The organism is Nostoc sp. DedQUE09 (assembly GCF_034530915.1).
Taxonomy (GTDB): domain Bacteria; phylum Cyanobacteriota; class Cyanobacteriia; order Cyanobacteriales; family Nostocaceae; genus Nostoc.
This window is the reverse complement of sequence record NZ_JAVRCE010000001.1, coordinates 220,573-241,483: the sequence shown is the minus strand read 5'-3', so window position 1 is coordinate 241,483 and position 20,911 is coordinate 220,573. Positions and strand designations below refer to the sequence as shown.

The 20,911-nt window shown below is 43.4% G+C and carries 17 protein-coding genes; 4 read left to right on the top strand and 13 right to left on the bottom strand.

Annotated features, from left to right (window positions below; genetic code table 11):
- Positions 1–47 precede the first annotated feature (47 nt).
- Positions 48–2,270 carry an ATP-binding protein gene (locus RMY27_RS00995; RefSeq protein WP_322659642.1) on the top strand — a complete coding sequence of 741 codons (2,223 nt, stop codon included), beginning with the start codon at positions 48–50 and terminating at the stop codon, positions 2,268–2,270.
- Positions 2,271–2,331: 61 nt separating this feature from the next.
- Here the strand turns inward: RMY27_RS00995 and RMY27_RS00990 are convergent, their stop codons facing one another.
- Positions 2,332–2,778, bottom strand: a complete 447-nt coding sequence (locus tag RMY27_RS00990) for a GNAT family N-acetyltransferase (RefSeq protein WP_322659640.1) — start codon at positions 2,776–2,778, stop codon at positions 2,332–2,334.
- Positions 2,779–3,344: 566 nt separating this feature from the next.
- On the bottom strand, positions 3,345–6,317 hold the full coding sequence (pruA, locus tag RMY27_RS00985) for an L-glutamate gamma-semialdehyde dehydrogenase (RefSeq protein ID WP_322659638.1): 2,973 nt from the start codon (positions 6,315–6,317) through the stop codon (positions 3,345–3,347).
- Positions 6,318–6,676: 359 nt separating this feature from the next.
- On the opposite strand from pruA, the gene RMY27_RS00980 reads away from it, so the two are divergent.
- Both RMY27_RS00980 and RMY27_RS00975 read left to right on the top strand, forming a co-directional pair.
- Positions 6,677–7,327 carry a hypothetical protein gene (locus tag RMY27_RS00980; protein ID WP_322659635.1) on the top strand — a complete coding sequence of 217 codons (651 nt, stop codon included), beginning with the start codon at positions 6,677–6,679 and terminating at the stop codon, positions 7,325–7,327.
- 116 nt (positions 7,328–7,443) lie between these two features.
- Entirely contained in the window at positions 7,444–8,166 is a 723-nt protein-coding gene (locus tag RMY27_RS00975) for a nuclease-related domain-containing protein (RefSeq protein WP_322659797.1), read from the top strand.
- A 122-nt stretch (positions 8,167–8,288) separates the two neighbouring features.
- Here RMY27_RS00975 and RMY27_RS00970 read toward each other — a convergent pair whose 3' ends face one another.
- The 11 genes from RMY27_RS00970 to RMY27_RS00920 form a co-directional block, all read right to left on the bottom strand.
- On the bottom strand, positions 8,289–9,017 hold the full coding sequence (locus tag RMY27_RS00970) for a HEAT repeat domain-containing protein (RefSeq protein ID WP_322659633.1): 729 nt from the start codon (positions 9,015–9,017) through the stop codon (positions 8,289–8,291).
- Between the two features lie 170 nt (positions 9,018–9,187).
- Entirely contained in the window at positions 9,188–10,033 is an 846-nt protein-coding gene (locus RMY27_RS00965; RefSeq protein ID WP_322659631.1) for a HEAT repeat domain-containing protein, read from the bottom strand.
- The gene (locus RMY27_RS00960; protein ID WP_416212302.1) at positions 10,033–10,290 is read right to left on the bottom strand and encodes a phycobilisome linker polypeptide; all 258 of its coding nucleotides are present in this window, start codon (positions 10,288–10,290) and stop codon (positions 10,033–10,035) included. Before RMY27_RS00960 ends, RMY27_RS00965 begins: the two co-directional genes overlap by 1 nt.
- An 81-nt stretch (positions 10,291–10,371) precedes the next feature.
- Positions 10,372–11,241 carry a phycobilisome linker polypeptide gene (locus RMY27_RS00955; RefSeq protein WP_322659629.1) on the bottom strand — a complete coding sequence of 290 codons (870 nt, stop codon included), beginning with the start codon at positions 11,239–11,241 and terminating at the stop codon, positions 10,372–10,374.
- Positions 11,242–11,413: 172 nt separating this feature from the next.
- Complete coding sequence (locus RMY27_RS00950) at positions 11,414–12,226, bottom strand: phycobilisome linker polypeptide (RefSeq protein WP_322659627.1); 813 nt, start codon at positions 12,224–12,226, stop codon at positions 11,414–11,416.
- 693 nt (positions 12,227–12,919) lie between these two features.
- Entirely contained in the window at positions 12,920–13,411 is a 492-nt protein-coding gene (gene cpcA / locus RMY27_RS00945) for a phycocyanin subunit alpha (RefSeq protein WP_012411562.1), read from the bottom strand.
- Between the two features lie 96 nt (positions 13,412–13,507).
- Positions 13,508–14,029: a phycocyanin subunit beta gene (locus RMY27_RS00940; protein ID WP_099099077.1), complete on the bottom strand. Its 522-nt coding sequence runs from the start codon at positions 14,027–14,029 to the stop codon at positions 13,508–13,510.
- Between the two features lie 528 nt (positions 14,030–14,557).
- The gene (locus RMY27_RS00935) at positions 14,558–15,373 is read right to left on the bottom strand and encodes an alpha/beta hydrolase (RefSeq protein ID WP_322659624.1); all 816 of its coding nucleotides are present in this window, start codon (positions 15,371–15,373) and stop codon (positions 14,558–14,560) included.
- Between the two features lie 401 nt (positions 15,374–15,774).
- The gene (gene hpnH / locus RMY27_RS00930) at positions 15,775–16,794 is read right to left on the bottom strand and encodes an adenosyl-hopene transferase HpnH (protein ID WP_322659621.1); all 1,020 of its coding nucleotides are present in this window, start codon (positions 16,792–16,794) and stop codon (positions 15,775–15,777) included.
- A gap of 112 nt (positions 16,795–16,906) precedes the next feature.
- Positions 16,907–17,890 (bottom strand): hopanoid-associated sugar epimerase, encoded by a 984-nt coding sequence (gene hpnA, locus RMY27_RS00925; protein WP_322659619.1) that lies wholly within the window; start codon positions 17,888–17,890, stop codon positions 16,907–16,909.
- Entirely contained in the window at positions 17,890–20,649 is a 2,760-nt protein-coding gene (locus tag RMY27_RS00920; RefSeq protein WP_322659617.1) for an efflux RND transporter permease subunit, read from the bottom strand. Before RMY27_RS00920 ends, hpnA begins: the two co-directional genes overlap by 1 nt.
- A 39-nt stretch (positions 20,650–20,688) precedes the next feature.
- Here RMY27_RS00920 and RMY27_RS00915 point away from each other — a divergent pair, with 39 nt between their 5' ends.
- Positions 20,689–20,841 (top strand): hypothetical protein, encoded by a 153-nt coding sequence (locus tag RMY27_RS00915; RefSeq protein ID WP_322659615.1) that lies wholly within the window; start codon positions 20,689–20,691, stop codon positions 20,839–20,841.
- Positions 20,842–20,911 lie beyond the last annotated feature (70 nt).

Below are 20,911 nucleotides of genomic sequence, written 5' to 3'. Positions count from 1 at the left end.
TTTCCGTAGAACTGCAAGTCCAAATTATTTCTTCTTGAGGGCAACTAATGCAGGTGGTGTCAACTAGAGATATTACAGACCACAACCAGGCCCAAGAGGCTTTACGAATCAGAGAAAATAGTCGGCGAAAACAAAGCCAGGCGTTGGTGCAACTGGCAAGAAGCAAGACATTTCAGCAAGGTAATCTCAATGCCGTGTTGAAGGAAATCACAGAAACTGCTGCTCAGACGCTATTAGTAGAGCGAGTGGGGGTATGGTTATATAATGAAGAACGTTCAAAAATTGAATGCATTAATTTATATGATGTCAAGACTAAGGAGCATACCTTTGGTAACTCGCTTTTAAAAACAGATTTTCCTGCTTATTTCCAGGCTTTAGAAGAGGAACGTACTATTGCCGCAGATAATGTCAGAAACGATCCCAAAACCCAAGAATTATCTGAGTCTTATTTTTCAGTTTTGGGCATCACATCTATACTAGATGCACCAATTTGGCTAGAGGGTCATTTGATAGGCGTAGTATGTCACGAACACATAGGCGAAGGTCGTCAATGGACTTTAGAAGAAGAGAGTTTTGCTGGGTCAATTGCAGATTTTGTGACGCTGGCTATAGAAGCGAGCGAGCGAAATGTCGTACAGGAAGCACTGCGACAGAGTGAGGCACAATTTCGGGCGATTTTTGAGCGTTCCTCTATCGGCATTGGACTTATAGATATGAAAGCGCAGATAGTCGATACTAATCTGGCACTGTGTGAGATTTTAGGATACAGCCGAGAAGATTTATACGGCAAGCGCTTTACAGATTACATTTCCATAGAAAGGGAGGATTTAAAACTTTACAAACGACTGATGTCAGGAATTCGCACAGAATTAAAGAGAACTTCGAGGGACGGATTACAACCCTCCAAACATCAGGAACAGCTTGTAGAAAGACATCGTATTGAGATAGAAAGACCCTGCCAGCACCAAAATGGTAGCTTAGTTTGGACTCATATCTCTGTTTCTGTTATACCAGGCAGCAATGGTGAACCTGAGTTTTTTCTAGCGATGATTGAGGATATTACTGAACGTAAGCAAACAGAGTTGAAACTACGCGCCTCTCAAGAAGCAGCAGAAGCTGCCAGTCGAGCAAAAACTGAATTTTTAGCAACCATGAGCCATGAGTTGCGGACACCTCTCAATGCGATTATGGGTTTGTCACAGTTACTGCAACAAGAAATAGTTGGCTCTCTGAATGAAAAGCAGAATGAATATGTAAGTTGTATATATAGTAGTGGCGAGCATCTGCTGGCAGTGATTAACGATATCCTTGACTTATCTAAGGTAGAAGCAGGTAAAGAGGAGCTGTTACTATCATCTTTATCAGTGGCAGATATATGTAATTATGCCATTTGGACAGTGCGCGATCGCGCCTCAGAAAAGGGATTACAACTCTCCTGTGAAATTGATCTAGAAGCGGATATTTGTATTGCTGATGAGCGGCGCATCAAGCAAATGCTACTCAACTTGCTCACTAATGCGATTAAATTCACCCCAGCAGGTGAAGTATCGCTGGTAGTCAAAAAAGTGCTACAAGGGATAACGTTTACAGTTTCAGATACTGGCATTGGTATAGACTCAAGTCAGTTTCAATTTCTATTTGAACCGTTTAAACAGCTTGACAGTCGCTTAAATCGGCAGTACGAAGGCACTGGTTTGGGTTTAGCCTTGACACGTAAATTAGCGCGTTTACATGGTGGAGATGTTACCGTGACATCAACTGTAGGAAAAGGCAGTCAGTTCACTCTGTTTCTACCAAATCCAGAGCATCCAGGAAATGAGATAGATGAGACAGATGAGATAGATGAGACAGATCAGGAAGCAAATTTTACCTCGTCCTCCTCTTCTCCAGTCATCCCCACAAATAAAACTATTTTGCTTGTAGAAGAAGAGGAAAACACAGCAACAGTGTTGCAAGATTATCTCCACACAATTGGCTATCAAGTCAAGTGGATAGATAATGGTAACGACTTTTTAAAACAAGTACAAAACTTCCAACCAGATTTAGTTTTTTTCGATTTCCAGTTAGTCAAAAAGGATGTTCATATCTGGAATTTGCTGAAAATCCTTAGAAAAGAGCCTTATCGGCAACATTTACCGATTGTAATGACGACTTTTAGCGAACCTTTAGAGGAGGAAATTGCCATGCTGCCAGGTAGCGCTAATGACTACCTTGTTAAGCCAATTCACATAGTCCAGTTAGAGTCGATTTTGATGAGATATTTTAGTTAATTGCTCATAAAAATACATTTTTGTACAAATAATTAGTGAAAAAATATATTAGATAATATTTTTACTTTGACTGTGAAAATCTTTTTATCATTTTTACGTGGAGAATATTAGCTTCTTCAAATATTTCCCCTTCTTCTACAAAATCGAGTTTTTTATATAAATTTTTCACATATTCTTGAGCATGAATCACTACTTCTGGAATATCTTGGTTAGCTATCAGCTGTAGGGCATTTTCCATAATTTTCTTACCAATACCTTGGCCTCTTACTGTCGATAAAACAGCTAACCTTTCTATTTTGGCAGTTTTATCATCCAAATATCTGATTCTGGCAGTACCCACAACCTCCATATTTAAATAAGCAATTAGATGATCGGATATTTCATCTTTGCCATCAAATTCTAAAGCGGGATCTACCCCTTGTTCTTCTTGAAAAACTGATTTTCTAATTGCTTTAATTGCCGGAAAATCTTTAGGTAATTCAGCAACTTTTATAACTAAATTACTCATGAAACTCTCTTTGAAGTTACTACCTATTGTAGTTTAATGTAAGTTTGATGCACCTCTCCATGCTTTGAACGAAAGTGCAAGCCTGTCCCTCTCGTAGTCGGAACTACGGTCTACACACAAGTCCTTCTGACCCCCTCTAACTCCAGGGCTGATTCATTCCATTTCAAACAGGATTTGTCAAGATGGTTAGCAAGAAAATTGTAAGTAAGCGTGACGAAGAGATGAATATTTAAGCACTGAAATATCAGTAAAATAGTTGGTTTCATCGGCACGCTAGTAACAAAATAACTAATTTTTAATTGCTATAACCCTTGATTTTTAAAGCTCTTTGGGGAATGAAACAGCCCTGCCTCTAACTCCCCCTTGGTAAGGGGGAGAACCGGATATTTCCCCCCAATGCATCGGGGGGATTAAGGGGGGTAAATCCAGGATTGGGGTTTCATTACCAAGATGTGTGTACACCGTAGGACTCGGAGAGGGAGGGTTTTACGTAATAAAATCAGGGAGAGGTGTTTTGATTATGCTAATTAGACGGCTACTATATTAGCCGTGGAATTCACGTTAGTTTAATCTGCTCCTTCAATTGGTGCAAAACCTTGACGTTGAATATTTTCTGTCACCGCACGTGGTTCTAAAAATTGCAGGAGGTAATCAGGGCCGCCTGCTTTAGAACCTACTCCAGAAAGTTTGAATCCACCAAAGGGTTGTCGTCCAACGATCGCTCCGGTAATATTGCGATTGATGTACAAATTGCCTACTTCAAATTCTGTCTGCGCCTGCTGAATGTGCGAAGGTGTTCTAGAATAAAGTCCGCCAGTTAAGGCGTAGTTTGTACCGTTGGCGACTGCTAACGCTTCCTGGAAATCTTTCACCCGAATTACCGCCAGCACAGGGCCAAAAATTTCTTGCTGGGAAATTACCGCATTTGGCGATACTTCACTAAAAATGACAGGCCCGATAAAATATCCTTGTTCGGGTGCTGGTAATTCCAAGGCTACTTCTGCTTCTGCCTTACCCTTCTCAATATACTCGCGGATGCGATCGCGGGCATTAGCATCAATCACTGGCCCAACTTGTGTACTTGGTAACTCTGCTTCCCCAATGTTCAAGGATTTTGTCGCTTCTACCAACCGTTGCACAAAGGCATCATAAATCGGTTGCAGCACAATCACCCTGGAAGCAGCAGAACATTTTTGGCCGCTGTAACCAAACGCCGATTGCACTACCCCCACAACAGCTTGGTCTAAATCAGCACTTTCATCAACAATAATGGCATTTTTGCCACCCATTTCAGCAATCACGCGTTTCATGTGCTTTTGTCCGGGTTTCAACGTTGCCGCTTCTGCGTAAATTCGACAGCCGACTTCTTGAGAACCCGTAAAAGCAATTACATGAGTATCGGGATGATTTACCAAATAAGCGCCAACTTGCGAACCCTTGCCAGGTACGTATTGAAATACACCTTTAGGAAAACCAGCATCTATCAAGATTTCTGTGAGTTTCGCTGCAATTACAGAAGACGTTTCCGCAGGCTTCAGGAGAGTACAATTGCCTGAAACTAAAGCTGCAACAGTCATTCCACAAGCGATCGCTAGTGGGAAATTCCAGGGAGAAATTACTACAGCAATCCCCCGTGGCTGGTAGATATAATGGTTAGTTTCACCAGGTATGTCATAATTCACACCTTTATCTAACCGTTCTATCTCGTCAGCGTAGTACCGACAAAAATCTATCGCTTCCGAAACTTCTCCATCAGCTTCCTTAACTGGTTTTCCAACTTCCAAAACTATCCAAGCTGAAAGTTCAGCGCGGCGGAGTTCCATTAAATCACCGGCTTTCCGCAAAATATTAGCGCGTTGTTTAGCTGGTGTTTTCCGCCACCCAGGAAATGCCGCTTTTGCAGCTTGCATTGCTTGTTCTGCTTGTTCAACGCTAATCAACCCAACTTTACCAATTACCTCACCGAAATTAGAAGGATTGAGAGAATCAACAAATTCCGGCGGATTGACATACTCGCCATTAATCAGTGGTAAATAAGTTTTACCCAACTGTTGACGAACGTTTTGGAAAGCCTGCTTCGCCTTGGTTCTCACCTCTTCCTCAGCGTAATCGGTATCAGCAGCACCGAGGAAATGAGAGTAAGGAGTTAAAGAGTTTTTTTCTTCTTTGACAATCGGCGCTGCTAATAATTCCTCAATCGGTCGATTTTCGAGATTTTGGCGTAAAAAAGAACTATTAGCGGTATTTTCCAACAATCGGCGAATTAAATACGCCATTCCAGGTAATAATTCACCGTAAGGACAGTAAACTCTGACTCGATAACCTTTATCAACCAACGCCTTGGCAACTTTATCTCCCATACCGTAGAGGACTTGCAATTCAAAGCGACGGCGGGGGACATTTAAACTTTCAGCAATGGCAATGGCGCGAGAGTGCGATCGCACATTATGGCTACCAATGGCAGAATACACATATTGATGATTTTCTAGCAATAACTGAGTGATGTTTTCAAAGTTAGCATCAGTTGCGGCTTTGTCGTTGTAAACTGGCTGTGGCCAATGCTTCTGCGCTGCTTTGATAGTTTCCTGATCCCAATATGCGCCTTTCACCAAGCGGATTGTCAGGGGATAACCACGTTCCTTCAACCAAGAAATTACGTCTTTGGTATCTTGCTCACTATCACGCAGATATGCCTGAACTGTCATGCCAATATCTGTGCGTTGCCGAAACTCCTCTTCTAGTAACAGTTTTTTCAAAATGCTGAGAGTTATGTCTTTATAGGCATATTGTTCCATATCAAAATGGACAGCTGCCCCTAATTCTTTAGCACGACGTAAGAGAATCCGAATGCGATCGCTAACTCGCTCCTCACTACCTTTAGCATCTAATGGGTCAAATTGGGAATAAAATGCTGTTAATTTAACAGAAACCTGAACTTTTGGGAGGGGTTCGCCATCAGCCTCATCAATAGCCGGAATAGTTGTCCAATTCTTTGATGCTTCCACCAATTGTTGCATTAATTCTAGATAGCGTTCTAGATAAGACTGCGCTTCTGCTTCAGTAATTACGGCTTCACCAAGTAAGTCGATGGTGAAAGCCATTTTTTCTTTTCGCAGTCGTTCAACTGTTTTGATAACTTGTTTAATATTTTCCCCAGAAATATATTTATGGGCAAGCGTCTCAACTGCTGTCCCAACGGTTGTAGCAGCAACTTGTCCAGGCATCGAATCGGGATTAGCAAAGTTTAGCATTCCCTTCAAAGCTGCCGGTAATTCTACAGATTCATCGCCTAAATATTCTTGTAAATGTGAGGCAATTTCTGATTTACTGTGCAAAGCAGGTAACGTATCTATAAAGCGAAATAGTTGCACCCGCAACCCAGGATTACTCATTGCCCAAGCTAGTAATTTATCATCCCAACGCATTTGATCCCGCAGGGAAGAAAAAAACGAACGATTTTCCTGCGTTGCTGCGAGAAGTTGTTTAGCAATTTCTTGGGTTTTAGCTTCGTAGGTGCTTGTTTGTACTTGTAATACCACTGATAATAACTCCGTTAATACAAGGCAAGGCTTTTTGTCAAAAGCTTGTGTCTCTATTTTGACGCTTTCATTTAGCTGTCACCATATCTATAACGTAGGATAGTTCAGTTTTGCTTGGAGGATATTTGAACACGCTGTAAAACAGCTAACGCCAGTTCGCAAACTGCTGTAAGAAGTATTTGTTAACGTTGTTGAATCCAGATTTGTGGAAAATTTGTTGTTTGCAAATCTATAAAATTGACTATAAGCCTTAAATGTTACATCTTAAAAGTCTCGACGCGCGAGAAGAGACTACCCACCTTTGCCCATACTCGTATGTACTTATTTTTTCCAATACTAAGAATGGGTATACTGCCTCTATGCCTACAGAAAACTTTATGGATATTTTATTTTATAACTGGCAACACACTCTCCAATCCTTTGGCATTGACCAGGTAGCAGCTGAGAAAGCCTTTAATCTCTTGGTTGAAGCTTATTCTACCCCTGGTCGCTATTACCATACACTGAAACACATCGATCGCGTCCTCAGCACAATTCAGATTTTGCAAGGCTATGCCAACAACCTAGCTGCTGTTCAACTAGCTGCGTGGTTTCACGATGTAGTGTATGACACTGAAGCCAAAGATAACGAAGAACGAAGTGCAGACTATGCTTTTGAGTTGCTGAGTAATTTGGGTATTCCAGAAAGTACTATAACTACTGTCACCCGTCTGATTCTGAACACTAAAGACCACCAAGCTGCGGTGAATGACTATGATAGCCAAGTCTTAGTTGATGCAGATTTAGCAATTTTAGCTACTAACCCAGTTGATTATAAAGAATACGCTCATGCCATTCGTCAAGAATATGGCTGGGTAGCAGAGGCAGACTATATCACAGGTCGTCAGCAGGTTTTAGAACGATTTTTACAGCGATCGCGCATTTATTTTACGCCTTTAATGTCAGAGTTTGCCGAACCATCTGCTCGTGGTAATATCCAGGCAGAAATTCAGTCTTTGTTTTCTCGTTAGCTTTATCACTGTTAGTAGCATAAAATTTTTTCTATATGAATTAGGGGAGAGTGATTTCCCTCCAATTCAGGGAACTATAAAAATGGTGGTTACTGACAAATATTACTACAATTTTGATGAGAACTCTTCAACAATCACCCTCACTTAGGGCAGTATTCCAACAAAAAATCGACACCAAAAAATCTACCAAACACCAAGAAATTCATGAAAGATTAGGTGATGGCTTTTTAGGTGGGTTGGGTTCATTCATGTTTGAATTTAACCAAGCAACAAATAAATTCAAAGGCAATATGGGGGAATGGAGAGTATCACTACTTTTGCAATCTTTCCCCGATACATGGGTGATATTTAATAATGCTTTAATCCCTACTAACTCAGGCTCTCTAACGGAAATAGACCATTTAATTATCGGTGAAAGTGGTGTTTTTTTAGTAGAGGTCAAAACCTGGAAAGGCTCATTTAGCGCTTATAAAGATAAATGGAAACGGCGTGAAGGTAACAATTGGGTAGCAGTTGACAATAGTCCGACTTCTCAAAGTATTTACCATCAAAAAATGTTTAGTCAGTGGATTACTTCATTAATGCCTAACCTTCCTAATGGGTTTGTTGCAGCTCCAGTAGTCTTCCCAATTGCTAAATGGATAGGAGCAAATGATTGCTCAGTTCCAGTTTTACAAGGTATCCCTGCACTACTACAGATGATAAATAGTTCCCCTGATTGTTTAGCACCAATACAAGTACAGGCAATTGCCCAAGTCGTTGAAAACTTGATACTTCCTACAAACACTATACCGATTCCTAAGCCCAAACCTGTTAAGCGTCAGAATCCTATAATTTGAGTTTATTAAGTGCGCCAGAGTTAGGCAGAAGGCTTGACCATTGATGTGTACGGGGGCAATATGCCAATAGTCGCTGCCTTCTCCCTCTGGTATCACTTATAAATTTGTTGGAAATCCCTTAGTTAACGTCTACCACCACCACGATGAGGTATTTCAGACACTTCAATATCTTCTAGCTTTCTTTTCGGTGCAAACATTTCTTGATGTTGTTGCTGTTGAATTTTTTGCTGTGCAAATTTTACGCGGGTGCGAACTCCCAGATCGGCATCGGTATCGAGTATTTGCTGAAGCTGATTTGTAATCCGCGATGCTTGATCGGGTAAAGTGACTGCTATGGCGATCGCTAGTGTTTCTAAACTCGTCACTGCCGCATAGCGCACTATCCACTCTGGATCTTGAGAAATTAGTAATAGTGCCTCTAATACCTGAATCTGAACAGATTCCACTTTCTCAGCAGGTAGTTGCTGCCAGCGCAAAGTGCCTAATCCCCTAGCAGCTGCTCGCCGCACACTTAAGGAAAAATCAGTTTTTGCTGCCTCTAACAAGGTATCCAGCGCCCGAATATCACCAATTCCGGCTAAGGCACGAATAGCCCAAGCTCTAGCACTGTAGTTGTAGTCATCAATTAGTTCCAATAGTGACGGTACTGCGACTTGCCCGATCGCAATTAGTCCATCTACTGCCGCCACTGCTGCCCCTGGATTGTTGTAGCCCAAAGCTGCAATCAGAGTGGGAACAGATTCCTCTATACCAGCTGCCGCTAACTCCTGAACTGCGTCTAATAAGCGATCCGAGGAGTCTGCTTCTTCCACAGCACGGATTAATATTTGAGCAAGGTCACTGTTATTCATAATAATTTGTCATGAGTCATCAAGGATCTGCCAATTGTAGCTTAACTCCTCCGTAGTTGACATCAGACATAAACCCCCTAGCCCTTATTTCGCAGTTATGTTAGGGGTTTATGTCTGATAAACAATTGATTTAAGCGTATTAATAACGACTAATGCCTGGGAAATTATAACTACAATAGCGAGTCCATCAAATTTATTACTTTAATTGCACCATCTGACAAAGTGCTTGTTGCTGTGTGGCTAACTTGATATTCTAGTAATCCTTTAAGAGAAATTAGCTTCAGGCTATTTTCGGCAAGAGTTTCGGCGATCGCATCTGCTGCGGGTAGATAGCCAATCGCTCCCAAGTCTGCTAACACTGCTCGACGCAATTGTAATTTTTCTCCTGCCAGAGCTTTTACTAACCGTTCTCCATAAACTGGTTCTTGGGTTAATTGATACATCGCTCGTGCGGCAGCATATTGCACCAATTCGATTGGATGCTCTAAAAATGGTTTTACTAAGGGGATAGACTCAGTCGCCCTCAAGGCTCCCAAGGCTTCTAAAATGGCCTCGTAGGGTTGAGATAAATCAGGCTGCTTTGAGATCAGCTGCTCTCCCTGCAAACCTACTTGTAATAACTCGATCAGGGCGGGAATGCAAACCGGATCGCCCAGCATTTCTAAGGATTGTGCCGCTGCTTCCCGAACATAAAAATCTGAGCAGTCTAAACACGCAATTAAAGGTGAGACTGCCTGGCGATCGCCTAGTTTCCCTAAAGCCCTAGCTGCGTTCCGTCGCAGAGGATATCCGCCTTCTGGTGTTCTGTCGGCTTCATCCTCTAACGCTTTAATCAATCCTGTAACCGCAGCTGCTTCACATATCCGAAACCTACCCAACCACCAGGCAGCATAAAAGCGCAGACCTAAATCTGCACTTTCAAGATTAGCGATCGCTTGTTCTACTGTTAAAGATTCACCATCACCAGAGTTACCTGTCGGTGATAAATCTTCAAATTTCTGCGGACTAGAATTCATTATGAAGAAGGAGGATCGCTTTGTTCGCTATTTGTTTGAGGTTCAGCGTTCAATGGCTGAATGCTGACTATTTTGCCACCCAAACGAGTAATTCGCTGCATTTCTTGATTCATCCGGTTCTCAGGTACTGTGAAAAACACAGTGGCACTAGAACGAATGGGATAGTTTGTTTTGTCAGTTTCTTCGCTTTGGCGCAGACCTACTACTTCATACCGAAAGTAGCGACTACTCGTTCTACTACTAATTGGCCCAACCATAAAATTAATTCCCTATTCTAAATTGTCATTAGTCTTTTGCCTTTAATAATGACATCGACTAATGACTATTGACTATTGACACTAAAGGGGTTTTACACTAGCTATTTTACCACCTTGTTTTACCACTCTCTGGAAGTAACTAGATAGTTCTTCATAAGGTATGATCACTGCTTGATTGACGCGGCGTGTGCTGGGATACCCAGCTCCAAAAACACCTGCTACTTCAATACGGTAAAGTCTGCCTTCTTTACCAAAGGTTCCCGCACCACCAAAAGTACTGTTGGGGGTAACGCCTTTTTCAGAAGCAACGTATGAAAAACCTGAAGAAGCACCAGAGGGAGGAACAACGACGGATGCGCTATTGCGGCCTAGTTCGCTAGCAAGGCGGGTGTCTTTGCCTTTGAGTTGGGAGGTATCGCTACTGGCATAGCCGCGATAAAGTTGAAATATCCGGGTAAATCCGACAGTTTTTTGTCCTGTTTGGGTTTCAAAGCCGCGATAGTAAGGCACTATATTTTCACCAAAGTTAGATTGATACTCTGGCGAATCAATATAAGAATCGATGTCGGCTTCATATCCCTTGGTTTGATACAAGTCTAAGTGATAGACGACATCAGACTCATCATAAGGGGCACGACCCAACAAATGTTTGTAGTTCAGTTCGATGACGCGAGTTTGGAAGTTGTCGTAGAAAAACTTGGTTTTGTACAGTTCCGATTTAGCTAGCTGACGTACAAACTCTTGCACTGTAATTTTGCCATCACGGAGGATCGATTCAGCACTTGTTAAGCGGTCAGATGCCAATATATAGTTGTTGCCCAAAACTTGACGATAGACGGCAGCAATTACTCTTTCGATGTCTTCTTTGGTTGCATTCGGACGCAATTCCACAGGAGACTGATCGCTAAAAGGTTCTGTTCCCAGACGGGAAGCTGCTGTTGTAATAGCCATTGGTAATTTTCCTTTTGTAATTAGTAGTTGGAAAAATTAGGAGTTAGGAGTTAAGAGTTAGGAGTTAAGGCTAGGAATATAGTTAGGAATTTAAAACTCATAACTTCTAACTCCTCACTCCTCACTTCTAACTCCTCACTCCTAACTCCTCACTTAATTCCCGATTCCCTATTTATACGGCTGTAATGCTAATAACCTTACTACCCTTGCGATTCAACTGCTGCAATTTACTAGAAAGTTGCTCGTAGGGTACGATCAATTCCGCAGTACCGCGCCGTACTACAGCTGAGTTTGGGGAAGCTGCTTGTAGTACTCTGATCCGGTATGTTTCGCCGCGACCACCTGTAGAGAGTCCTGTTAAGGCTCCAGCAGAGACTGGGTAAATGGGTGAAGCTAGATTCTTAGCCACTTCCCAGGTGAGGCGTCCTTGTTTTTGTCCTTGAGCGCGATCGCTATTGGCATAACCCCGATACAGTTGGAACAGTCGGCTATAGCCAACGTTTTTCTGTCCTACTTGACTTTTAAAGCCTTTATAGTAAGGGACAATATTTTCGCCAAAATTCTCTTGATATTCTAATGAGTCAATGTAGGAATTAATCTCAGCTTCATAACCTTGTGAGTTGTAAAGCTCAACATGGTACGAAATCTCTGACTCATCTTCTGGGGCACGCCCCAATAAATGCTTATAATTCAACTCGATAAACCGAGTTTGGGAGTTGGAGTAGAAAAACTTATCCCGATAGAGTTCTGATTGAGCAATGGCTAGCACAAATCCCCTAACGGTGATTGCACCTTGCTGCAACAGTGATTCTGCACTCTCTAGACGGTCTCCTTCTAGTAGATATGCATTACCCAAAATCTGACGGTAAGCCGCCCGGATAACCACTGCCACATCCGCTTCTGTTCTATCAGGGCGTAGTTCTACTAGTGCTGAATTTTCAAACGCTCCAATCCCTAATCTTGCTGCTTGTCCCAAAGCTGCCATCTTTAACCTCCCAGTTTTAACTGCAAAACTGAAAATTTTTTAGAAAAATTTTTTCTAGTCTTTTAACAGTCTTCTTGAAATTGACACTCACCTTACTTTAAGTAAGGCGATTTTTAAGACATAGCTGCCTTAATATCCTGTTTCCACAGCTTCCCGGCTCACCTTATCGGTTTGGCAGTCCCTTATGAGGGAGAAACCTCCAGATATTCTCTGTCAGACACTGCGCGTAGCTTGCTTTTCCGTAGGGGATTTGACTCGCTAATGTTGCGCCAGCGTCTTTCCTTCAGAACGCTACGTGTTCGCGGAGCGTCTTGTCAGAAAAGGGAGAAGATTGCGCTCGCTGCCTCACCACATTTGCCACAAGGGCGTAGTGATATCTCCTTACGTTATTTCGGGCGTATACTTTCCCTCAGTCCGAGGGTAGGTTTTTAAATCTTGTACTGACAAAAATATTGTGCCAATTGACGGTAGCTTAAAAGAGGCACTGGGTTGTGAACTTTCCCAAAGTTGTAGCAAATACCGTGCTACCTCGGCAGCTTTCATCCCTGTTCTAAAGCAAAAAATACAGAACTACGTTCCTCTTTCTCCAGGGTTTTCAGCTAGCTTTTCTTAAAAAACTGCCCGGAGAGGTAAACAACTCATAGAACTCCTTTGTCATAAGAGCTGATTTCCTCTCCGGGCTAAAGAAACACTCTAGCTTAGAGTATTGATTACGTAGTCGATGTAGGAATTTGCTTCAACAGCTGGGTCGCCGCTGAGACCGTGGTTAGCTTTGATGTACTTGAGAGCTTCAATGTACCAGCTAGGAGAAAGATCAAAAGTCCGGTTGATTTCAGCCAAGCCAGAAATCAAGAAATCATCCAAGGGGCCTGTGCCACCAACAACTAAAGCGTATGTGATAATCCGCAAGTAGTAGCCAACATCACGTACACACTTGCCTTTACCGCGCGCATCAGACGCGAAGTTAGGGCCTTGCTGTTGAGTGGTGTAAGGGAACTTGTTATACACCGCTTGAGCAGCACCTTCGGTCAAGCGTTGAGCATTGGCGCTCAATGCTTTTGCTGCTTGTAAGCTAGCAGGAGCTTGGCGGAAGCGACCAAAAGCAACTTGAATTTCGGTGCTGCTGAGGTAGCGTCCTTGAGAATCAGCCGATGCAATTGCTTCAGTTAGAGGTGTTTTTGTCATTTTGGTATTTCCCTTTTACAAACGTTATGGTTGAAATTTTGTTTTGTCCTATAGACAGGACAATTATTTAGTCAACATCAGCAATGCTTGCTTTGCTTAAGCTACAGCAGCAGCAGCACGATCGAAATAGCTAGCTATTTCAGATGACAAAGCACTGCAATCGCCTCTGGTGATATTGTTTGTATCGTTGACAATTGCCAAAGAAGCTTGTTTCAGCTTTTGAATACCAACAGCAACTGAAGCTCCTGGAGTTCCCAATGCCAAGTAGGTTTCCCGCAATCCATTGAGGGCACGATCGTCTAGTACGCTAGAATCGCCAGCAAAGATAGCGTAGGTGATATAGCGAAGAATGATGTCCAAGTCTCTGATACAAGCAGCTGCACGACGGCTGGTGTAAGCATTACCACCGGGAGTGATCAATTGGGGTTGTTCTGCCCACAAATCACGAGCCGCAGCAGCAACAAGAGCTGACGCATTGCTGGTAATACGGTTAACAGCATCTGCACGCTTGTTACCATCTTTGACTAGTTCGCTCAATGCATCCAATTGTGCATCAGAGAGATATTCGCCGCGTGTATCAGCTTGGGAAACTACTTTTGCAAATGCATCTAAAACCATTGCGTTAAATCTCCTAATTTGCTTGGTTAAGAATAATTGGACTCAAAACTGAATGGTTCAGTTGATTTTTGATGTCAGCACTGCCTGACGAGTTACGAAAGGTTTAAAACAGACATCCAAGAAATAAGTTTACGATCTCCAGGCTTTCAGATTAAAACTTTTGTTAAAAAACTTCAAACTTCTATGAACGACTGGAAAACCTGATTAAGATGTTGTTTTTTACTTCCAAGTTCTCTTTATACAATGCTGCTGTATCATATTTTATTACAAATTATTATTATGTTTGTGAAAAATAGTTACATAACTTCATATTTCTGGCTCTGTTTAGTTTATGAGCCGAGCGCTGCTCCTGTGGGAGAGCAATAGGTGTTGTATAGCAAAGTGCTGAGTGCTGTTAGCGGAAGCGGGGCGTTTAGCCCGTGCTGAGTGCTGAACAAAAACCCAGTCGTTTCAGGCCTTTGAGCAATCAACACTGTCCTAACCTATGTGACTACAGTTGTAGTTATGTCTTATGTGTCTTATGTAAAATTACTCGAATTTATTTTGGAGAAAGGCAATAACGCGCTTAAATGCTTGGGGGTCTTGGTAAAGAAAGCTATGACCGCCCTTAAAGAACTCTAAATACGAACCTGGTATCTGTTTGTGTATCGCCTCAAGATTGGCAGGAGGAGATATGCCATCATGATGACCGCCGCAGATATAGACGGGAATATGCAGTTGAGAAAGTCGATTGTATGTATCGTGAGCAGCACGAGCCTCAAGCTGGCGACGACGCCCGGCTTCACGACTTGGTTCGTCTCTACCCGCTTGAGAAACTGCTAGTGTCAGCTTCACTAATTCCTGAAATTGTGTAGTTCGGCTAGAGAGCCAAGCTTCCTGTTGCCAACGGGTATCAGCAATTGTGATTTGCCGATGAGTTAGTTCTTCGCTAGGCAGGTTCGCGAGTTCGTGTAGTGGATATGACGAGCCACCAGCACCGCCACTACTAGTACAGGCCAAAACAAGACGTTTAACGCGGTGCGGATAGCGCAGTGCCAACTCTTGGGCTACCATACCCCCAAAGGAAATTCCGATGACATGAGCGTTTTCCCACCCGACTGCATTTAACAAAGAGTCTGCATCGGCGGCGTAATCTGCTATGGTGTAGGGAATATCAGGTTTTGAGGTTTGACCCAGACCGCGCTGATCGTAGGCCAGGATTTCAAAGTGTGGGGCTAGCGGTGAGTCAAAAATAGTCGGCGATCGCTGCAAATGTGCTCCAGTACCACTGATACTGAGCAGGCGTTGACCAGTGCCACGAATCTCATAATACATTTGCAGGTCACGAACAGATACAAATGGCATGAGTATTTTTCCTGATGCATTTCAGCTAATTTGGCTAAGGGAGCGATCGCAATATTTCTAAATAAGCATTCTCCTTGAACTATTGTATGTTGTTATACACATTCCAGTACAATTAGAATCCTTAAAGGGTGCGCAAGTATAGCACCCTTTAATATCATGATCTAGTATTGACCCTACTCAACCCTGAATTCTGATTGCTGATTACTGCGTAAATTAAGAATTACTCATTACACAAGTACTGAGTAAAAGCCTCACCCCTCGCGATGCCCTGAGCTTGCCGAAGGGTAAGCGGTCTTTCAACCCAGCACTCAGCACGGGCTAAACGCCCCGCTTCCGCTAACAGCACTCAGCACTCAGCACTCAGGACTCAGCACTCAGGACTCAGCACTCTTCATTACTTCCTAATTCCTACCAAACACACTGCCAAGGGCACGCGCCATATTTTGCGGCTGCATTGCATCCATTGCGGCGGTGGGTTCGTAGCCACAATGAACCATACAATCGGCACACTTAGGATTACCACTCTTCTGGCCGTATTGACTCCAGTCAGTTTGTGCGAGTAATTCCTTAAAGGTAGAGTAATAACCTTCGTTTAGCAGATAGCAAGGTTTTTGCCAACCGAGAACGCTATAGCTAGGGCTACCCCAAGGCGTACATTCGTAGTCTTTATCACCAGTGAGAAAATCTAGGAACAAGGGATTGTGATTGAAATTCCAGTTTTTTTCACCACTTTTGTAAGGAGCCAGAATTTCTCGGAAAAGGGCGCGGGTTTGTTCGCGATGGAGAAAATGATCTTGATCTGGTGCCCACTCGTAACTGTAGCCAGGAGAAATCATCATCCCGTCAGTATTTAATGTTTCCAGAAAGTTAAAGAACTCTTGCATATCTTTAGGTTCAGTACCTTCAAAGATAGTGGTGTTAGTAGTAACACGAAAGCCTTTAGCTTTAGCGGCGCGAATGGCTTTGACAGCAATATCAAAAACACCTTTGCGATCAACACAGTGATCGTGCAACTCCCGCATTCCATCTAAATGCACGCTGAAAGTTAGATAAGGAGAAGGTTGAAACTTATCCAGACTCTTCTCTAACAACAAACCATTGGTACACAAGTAAATATATTTCTTGCGCTCAATTAATCCCTGGACAATCTCATCAATTTGGGGGTGCAGCAGAGGTTCTCCGCCAGGAATGGAGACAACCGGTGCGCCGCACTCTTCCACTGCGGCAAAACACTGTTCTGGGGTGAGATTTTGCTTTAATATCTCCTTTGGGTGTTGTATTTTACCACAACCAGTACAAGCGAGATTACACCGAAAAAGAGGTTCCAACATCAATACTAAGGGGAAGCGTTTACGTCCTTTCAACCGCTGTGTAACAAGATACTTCCCAATATCCATAGCTTGTTGTAGATTAACTGCCATTGTTGCGATCGCTCCCTTTTAAAGATAAATACACCACTGGAAAACATACGTAGGGGCGCAAGGCCTTGCGCCCCTACTGTCTATTGCATCCACACGTAAATCGCTATATTTTTCATTTGACATATCCCTGAGCAACAAACCAATCCACAGCATCTTTGAGTGCGGCGTTCAGCGAAGATTGGGGTAGATCCAATTCTCGTACAGCCTTTGAAGCATTGTAATACATAGGTTGTTTCGCCATCCGAACGCCATCCAATGGTACTGAGGGCGATTTCCCTAATGGTGCGAGAATCTTTTCATCAACCCAGGCAACACTCAGGGGCAACCAAGCGGGTACAGTTTGTTGAGGTGCGCTAAGACCTGTGATATCGGCGAGTTGTTCGAGTAGTTGCTTGAGACTGAGGTTTTGATGACCTAAGATATAGCGATCGCCAGATTTACCTCGCTGCAAAGCCAGTAAATGCCCCCATGCCACATCCCGCACGTCGATAAAATTTAGACCAGTATCCAAGTAAAAAGGCATTTGCCGTCGTAAAAACCGCAGTATTATATCACCCGTCGGTGTAGGTTTGATATCCAACGAGCCAATAGGACTGCTGGGATTCACAATAACTACTTCCTGACCTGTAGCAACGGCTTGGATGGCTTCTTGTTCAGCCAGAAACTTAGACTTTTTGTAGTCACCCACCAACTTTTCTAAAGGACTCTGATGTGTTTCATCAACAACTTCCCCTGACGATCCTACCCCAATAGCTGCCACCGAACTTGTGTAGACGGTGCGCTCAATGTTAGCTTTGCGAGCTGCTGCCAACACATTACGCGTACCCAAGACATTGTGACGGTGGAGTAATTCACGGTCTGTTTGCCAGAGGGAATAATGGGCTGCCACATGAAATAGGTATTGACAACCAAGCATCTGTTGCCAAAGATTTGGATCGTTCAAATCGCCTTTGACAATTTTCACATCCAGAGCGCGTAGATTATCCAAATTGCTGGTTGAGCGTGCCAGAGCTTTGACTGTGTAACCCTCTTGCAGCAACAACCGTACCAAGTGGGCACCAATAAAGCCCGTACCCCCCGTGACAAAAACCTGCATTAAGCTGCCCCCCTCTTCTTAAATCGAGGAAACCAATCATCCAAGATGGTGTAGACGACTGGCACAACAATCAAACTGAGAATAGTTGAAGTTACTAGTCCACCTGCGATCGCTACAGCCATCGGCGATCGCAATTCGGAACCAGCACCAAAACCTAATGCGATCGGTAACATCCCTAAAATAGTGGAGGCCGTGGTCATCATAATTGGTCTGAGGCGCACTAGCCCAGTATTGAGGATCGCCTCGGTACGGTCTAAACCAGCATTGCGTAACTGATTGATATAATCTACAAGCAAAATCGCATTTTTATTTGCCAGCCCTAGCAAAAAGACGAAACCGATCAATGAGATCATACCAAAGTCACTCTTAGTAATCAGTAGCGCCAACATTGCCCCTACTAGTGCTAAAGGTAAAGATACACCAATCACCAGAGGGTCTACCCAGCTTTTGAATAGTAAAATTAGGACTATGACAATGCACAGGGCAGATAAAGCCAGAGTAGTACCGAAACTGCTAAAGACTTCACCTTGACGGGCAGAGTCTCCCCCTAAATTTAAAGAAACATTAGAGGGTAACACCGCGTTTGCTTCAGCTACCACTTTGTCAGTGGCATCACCCAAAGACAGATTTTTGCCAAGATTAGCACTGATGTAGGCCACCCGCTGATTATTCAGCCGCTCGATCTGAAAAACCGTGCCCTGTGGATTCGTTTCACCTGTAACTGTAACATCAGCGAATCCTGGTAGCCTTTGAATCCTTTCTTTAATGGCTTTGACTGCTTTGCTCAAAGCTTGGAGATTATCACCTTGTAATGCTATCTGGAGGGGTTTTTGACCGCCAGAATCGACAAATTGAATATCTTCAATACTAGTAGTTACCCCAGAAAGAACAGGTAAGGAGGAGCGCAACTGATCCTGTAGTTCGGCAGTTGTAATTGTGCGATCGCCCTTTAACTTTACATATAGTATCCCTTTATTCGGCTCACCCTCGCGAGAACCAACGGTGGTAAATACCGTTTCAACTGCCGGTGATTTTCTGACTACATTTTCTAATTTCTTTGCAACCTCAAGAGAATCGTTCAAGGGGTTAGGAATTGGGGACTGGAGACTAGGATTTCTCCCCTGCTCCCCTGCCCCCCGGTCACTGAGCGTAGCCGAAGTGCTGCCCCCCTGCCCCTCGGTCACTGAGCGTAGCCGAAGTGCTGCCCCTCCGCCCCCCTGCCCCTCTGCTCCACTAGGAATACTCGGCAAAGGAGCCGTATAAGCAATATTAAATTCGCCGCGATCAAGTTTAGGAATAAACCCTTTGGGAATTAATGGAATCAGTGCTATACCTGCGATGAAACTGAAGACAGCTAACCCGATAACTATTTTCCGGTGATTTAAAGACCAACTCAGTAAATTTCCGTAAAATTGAGTAAAAGCTACCCAGATTTTTGCTTCTCGACGCGGGGAGAGTGAGGATTTAGGTTTCAGCCAGTAGATAGCCAGAACTGGAGATAAAGTCCGAGCAACTAGCATAGAAGCAAGCATTGCCGCGGATACAGTGATGCCAAAAGGTTTGAAGAACTGACCAATTACCCCACCCATTAAACCTATGGGTAGAAAAACTGCTACTGCTGTTAAAGTGGCGGCGGTGACTGTCAACCCAATCTCATTTGTAGCTAAAAGCGCTGCTTGGCGAGGAGTTTCCCCATCGTCAACGTGTCGCATAATGTTTTCCACATCGACGATCGCATCATCAACAATGCTACCAATCACCAAAGCTAAAGCCAGCAGGGTGATTGTTTCCAGGTTGAAGCCGAAAATCGCCATGACGATAAACGTCGCCAGCAAAGACGTGGGAATCGCTAAGGCAGAGATCAGAGTTGCCCGCCAATTCCACAAAAAAGGAAAAATTACTACGATAGACAATAAGACCGCTTCCAGCAAAGCATCAATTGTTGACTGGGTGGCTTGGCGGATATATTCTGCTTGGGTGGCAGCTAAGGTGAGTTTGACATCTTTAAGGGTAGAGCGTAGCCTTTGAACTTCTTTCTCAACCTGACTCACTACTTCCAAGGTATTAGCACTACCGCGTTTGATTACCTGAAATGCGAGTGCATCTTGACCGTTAAACCGGACTAATGTCGCCCCACCTTGGGGGACCGTTGCACTTGCATTTGCTGGATTTACCGGAGGAATTGCAGTCGCAGCGCCTAGTAGTGAGACTTTTAATACTCCTGGTAATTTAGCGATCGCACTGACAATCTCATCTTGCGCTAACTTCGTCAAATCTTTGAGATTCCGTGTAGGACTCTCTATGGCATAACTAATGGCGGCTGACTCGTTTAGATTCAGAGGAATAATTTTAGAAGTCGCTCCTTGAGGCAAAGTTAGTTGCTTTAGGGCAGTTTCAACCTTTTTGGTCGATGTTTCTAAATTCGTCCCAACGGCAAAAGAAAGGGCAACAGCTGTTTGACTAGGATAGGTTGATGAGCGAATATTTTCCAGTCCTTCTAGAGAGCGGAGGCGTTCTTCTAGGGGTTTAGTGAGCTTTGCTTCTGTATCCAGGGCAGCTGTTAGGGGGGCTGTAGCATTTACAACCACCACTGGAAAGGTAATATCTGGAAACAAGGCATACTTAAGGGAACTGAAAGCCAGAACACCAGCTACCGTTACGGCAATCCAAAAACTCACCGTCAGCCACGAAAATTGAATCGCCAATTTGGAAATATTGAAGAGTTCTCGTGCGGATTTGGAGTTATGAAGCTTTACCATCTTGGAAAATTATCGTGTGGATGACACAATTATTTAGTCATGCTACAGCAATCATCTTCGGTTTGCGAATTTTGGTTACTACTAAACGGCAATATTACTTATTGTCACTCAGATATGACCCAATCTTTACTGCAAGCAGTAGTTAATGGTTATGCAGCGACGGTGAGCAATCGTATTTTACAAACTGCGTAGGCTTAGTCGGTCGTAGATCAATACTTCTCGCTTTGTGCATTTTTAACTTGGAATCGGGTTTGGGGTAAAG

Excerpts from the sequence above, each read along its gene's own strand:
- RMY27_RS00995 (WP_322659642.1), top strand. The coding sequence starts at position 48 with ATGCAGGTGGTGTCAACTAGAGATATTACAGACCACAACCAGGCCCAA.
- RMY27_RS00990 (WP_322659640.1), bottom strand. The coding sequence starts at position 2,778 with ATGAGTAATTTAGTTATAAAAGTTGCTGAATTACCTAAAGATTTTCCG.
- RMY27_RS00980 (WP_322659635.1), top strand. The coding sequence starts at position 6,677 with ATGCCTACAGAAAACTTTATGGATATTTTATTTTATAACTGGCAACAC.
- RMY27_RS00975 (WP_322659797.1), top strand. The coding sequence starts at position 7,444 with ATGAGAACTCTTCAACAATCACCCTCACTTAGGGCAGTATTCCAACAA.
- RMY27_RS00970 (WP_322659633.1), bottom strand. The coding sequence starts at position 9,017 with ATGAATAACAGTGACCTTGCTCAAATATTAATCCGTGCTGTGGAAGAA.
- RMY27_RS00965 (WP_322659631.1), bottom strand. The coding sequence starts at position 10,033 with ATGAATTCTAGTCCGCAGAAATTTGAAGATTTATCACCGACAGGTAAC.
- RMY27_RS00960 (WP_416212302.1), bottom strand. The coding sequence starts at position 10,290 with ATGGTTGGGCCAATTAGTAGTAGAACGAGTAGTCGCTACTTTCGGTAT.
- RMY27_RS00955 (WP_322659629.1), bottom strand. The coding sequence starts at position 11,241 with ATGGCTATTACAACAGCAGCTTCCCGTCTGGGAACAGAACCTTTTAGC.
- RMY27_RS00950 (WP_322659627.1), bottom strand. The coding sequence starts at position 12,226 with ATGGCAGCTTTGGGACAAGCAGCAAGATTAGGGATTGGAGCGTTTGAA.
- cpcA (WP_012411562.1), bottom strand. The coding sequence starts at position 13,411 with ATGACAAAAACACCTCTAACTGAAGCAATTGCATCGGCTGATTCTCAA.
- RMY27_RS00940 (WP_099099077.1), bottom strand. The coding sequence starts at position 14,029 with ATGGTTTTAGATGCATTTGCAAAAGTAGTTTCCCAAGCTGATACACGC.
- RMY27_RS00935 (WP_322659624.1), bottom strand. The coding sequence starts at position 15,373 with ATGCCATTTGTATCTGTTCGTGACCTGCAAATGTATTATGAGATTCGT.
- hpnH (WP_322659621.1), bottom strand. The coding sequence starts at position 16,794 with ATGGCAGTTAATCTACAACAAGCTATGGATATTGGGAAGTATCTTGTT.
- hpnA (WP_322659619.1), bottom strand. The coding sequence starts at position 17,890 with ATGCAGGTTTTTGTCACGGGGGGTACGGGCTTTATTGGTGCCCACTTG.
- RMY27_RS00920 (WP_322659617.1), bottom strand. The coding sequence starts at position 20,649 with ATGGTAAAGCTTCATAACTCCAAATCCGCACGAGAACTCTTCAATATT.
- RMY27_RS00915 (WP_322659615.1), top strand. The coding sequence starts at position 20,689 with ATGCTACAGCAATCATCTTCGGTTTGCGAATTTTGGTTACTACTAAAC.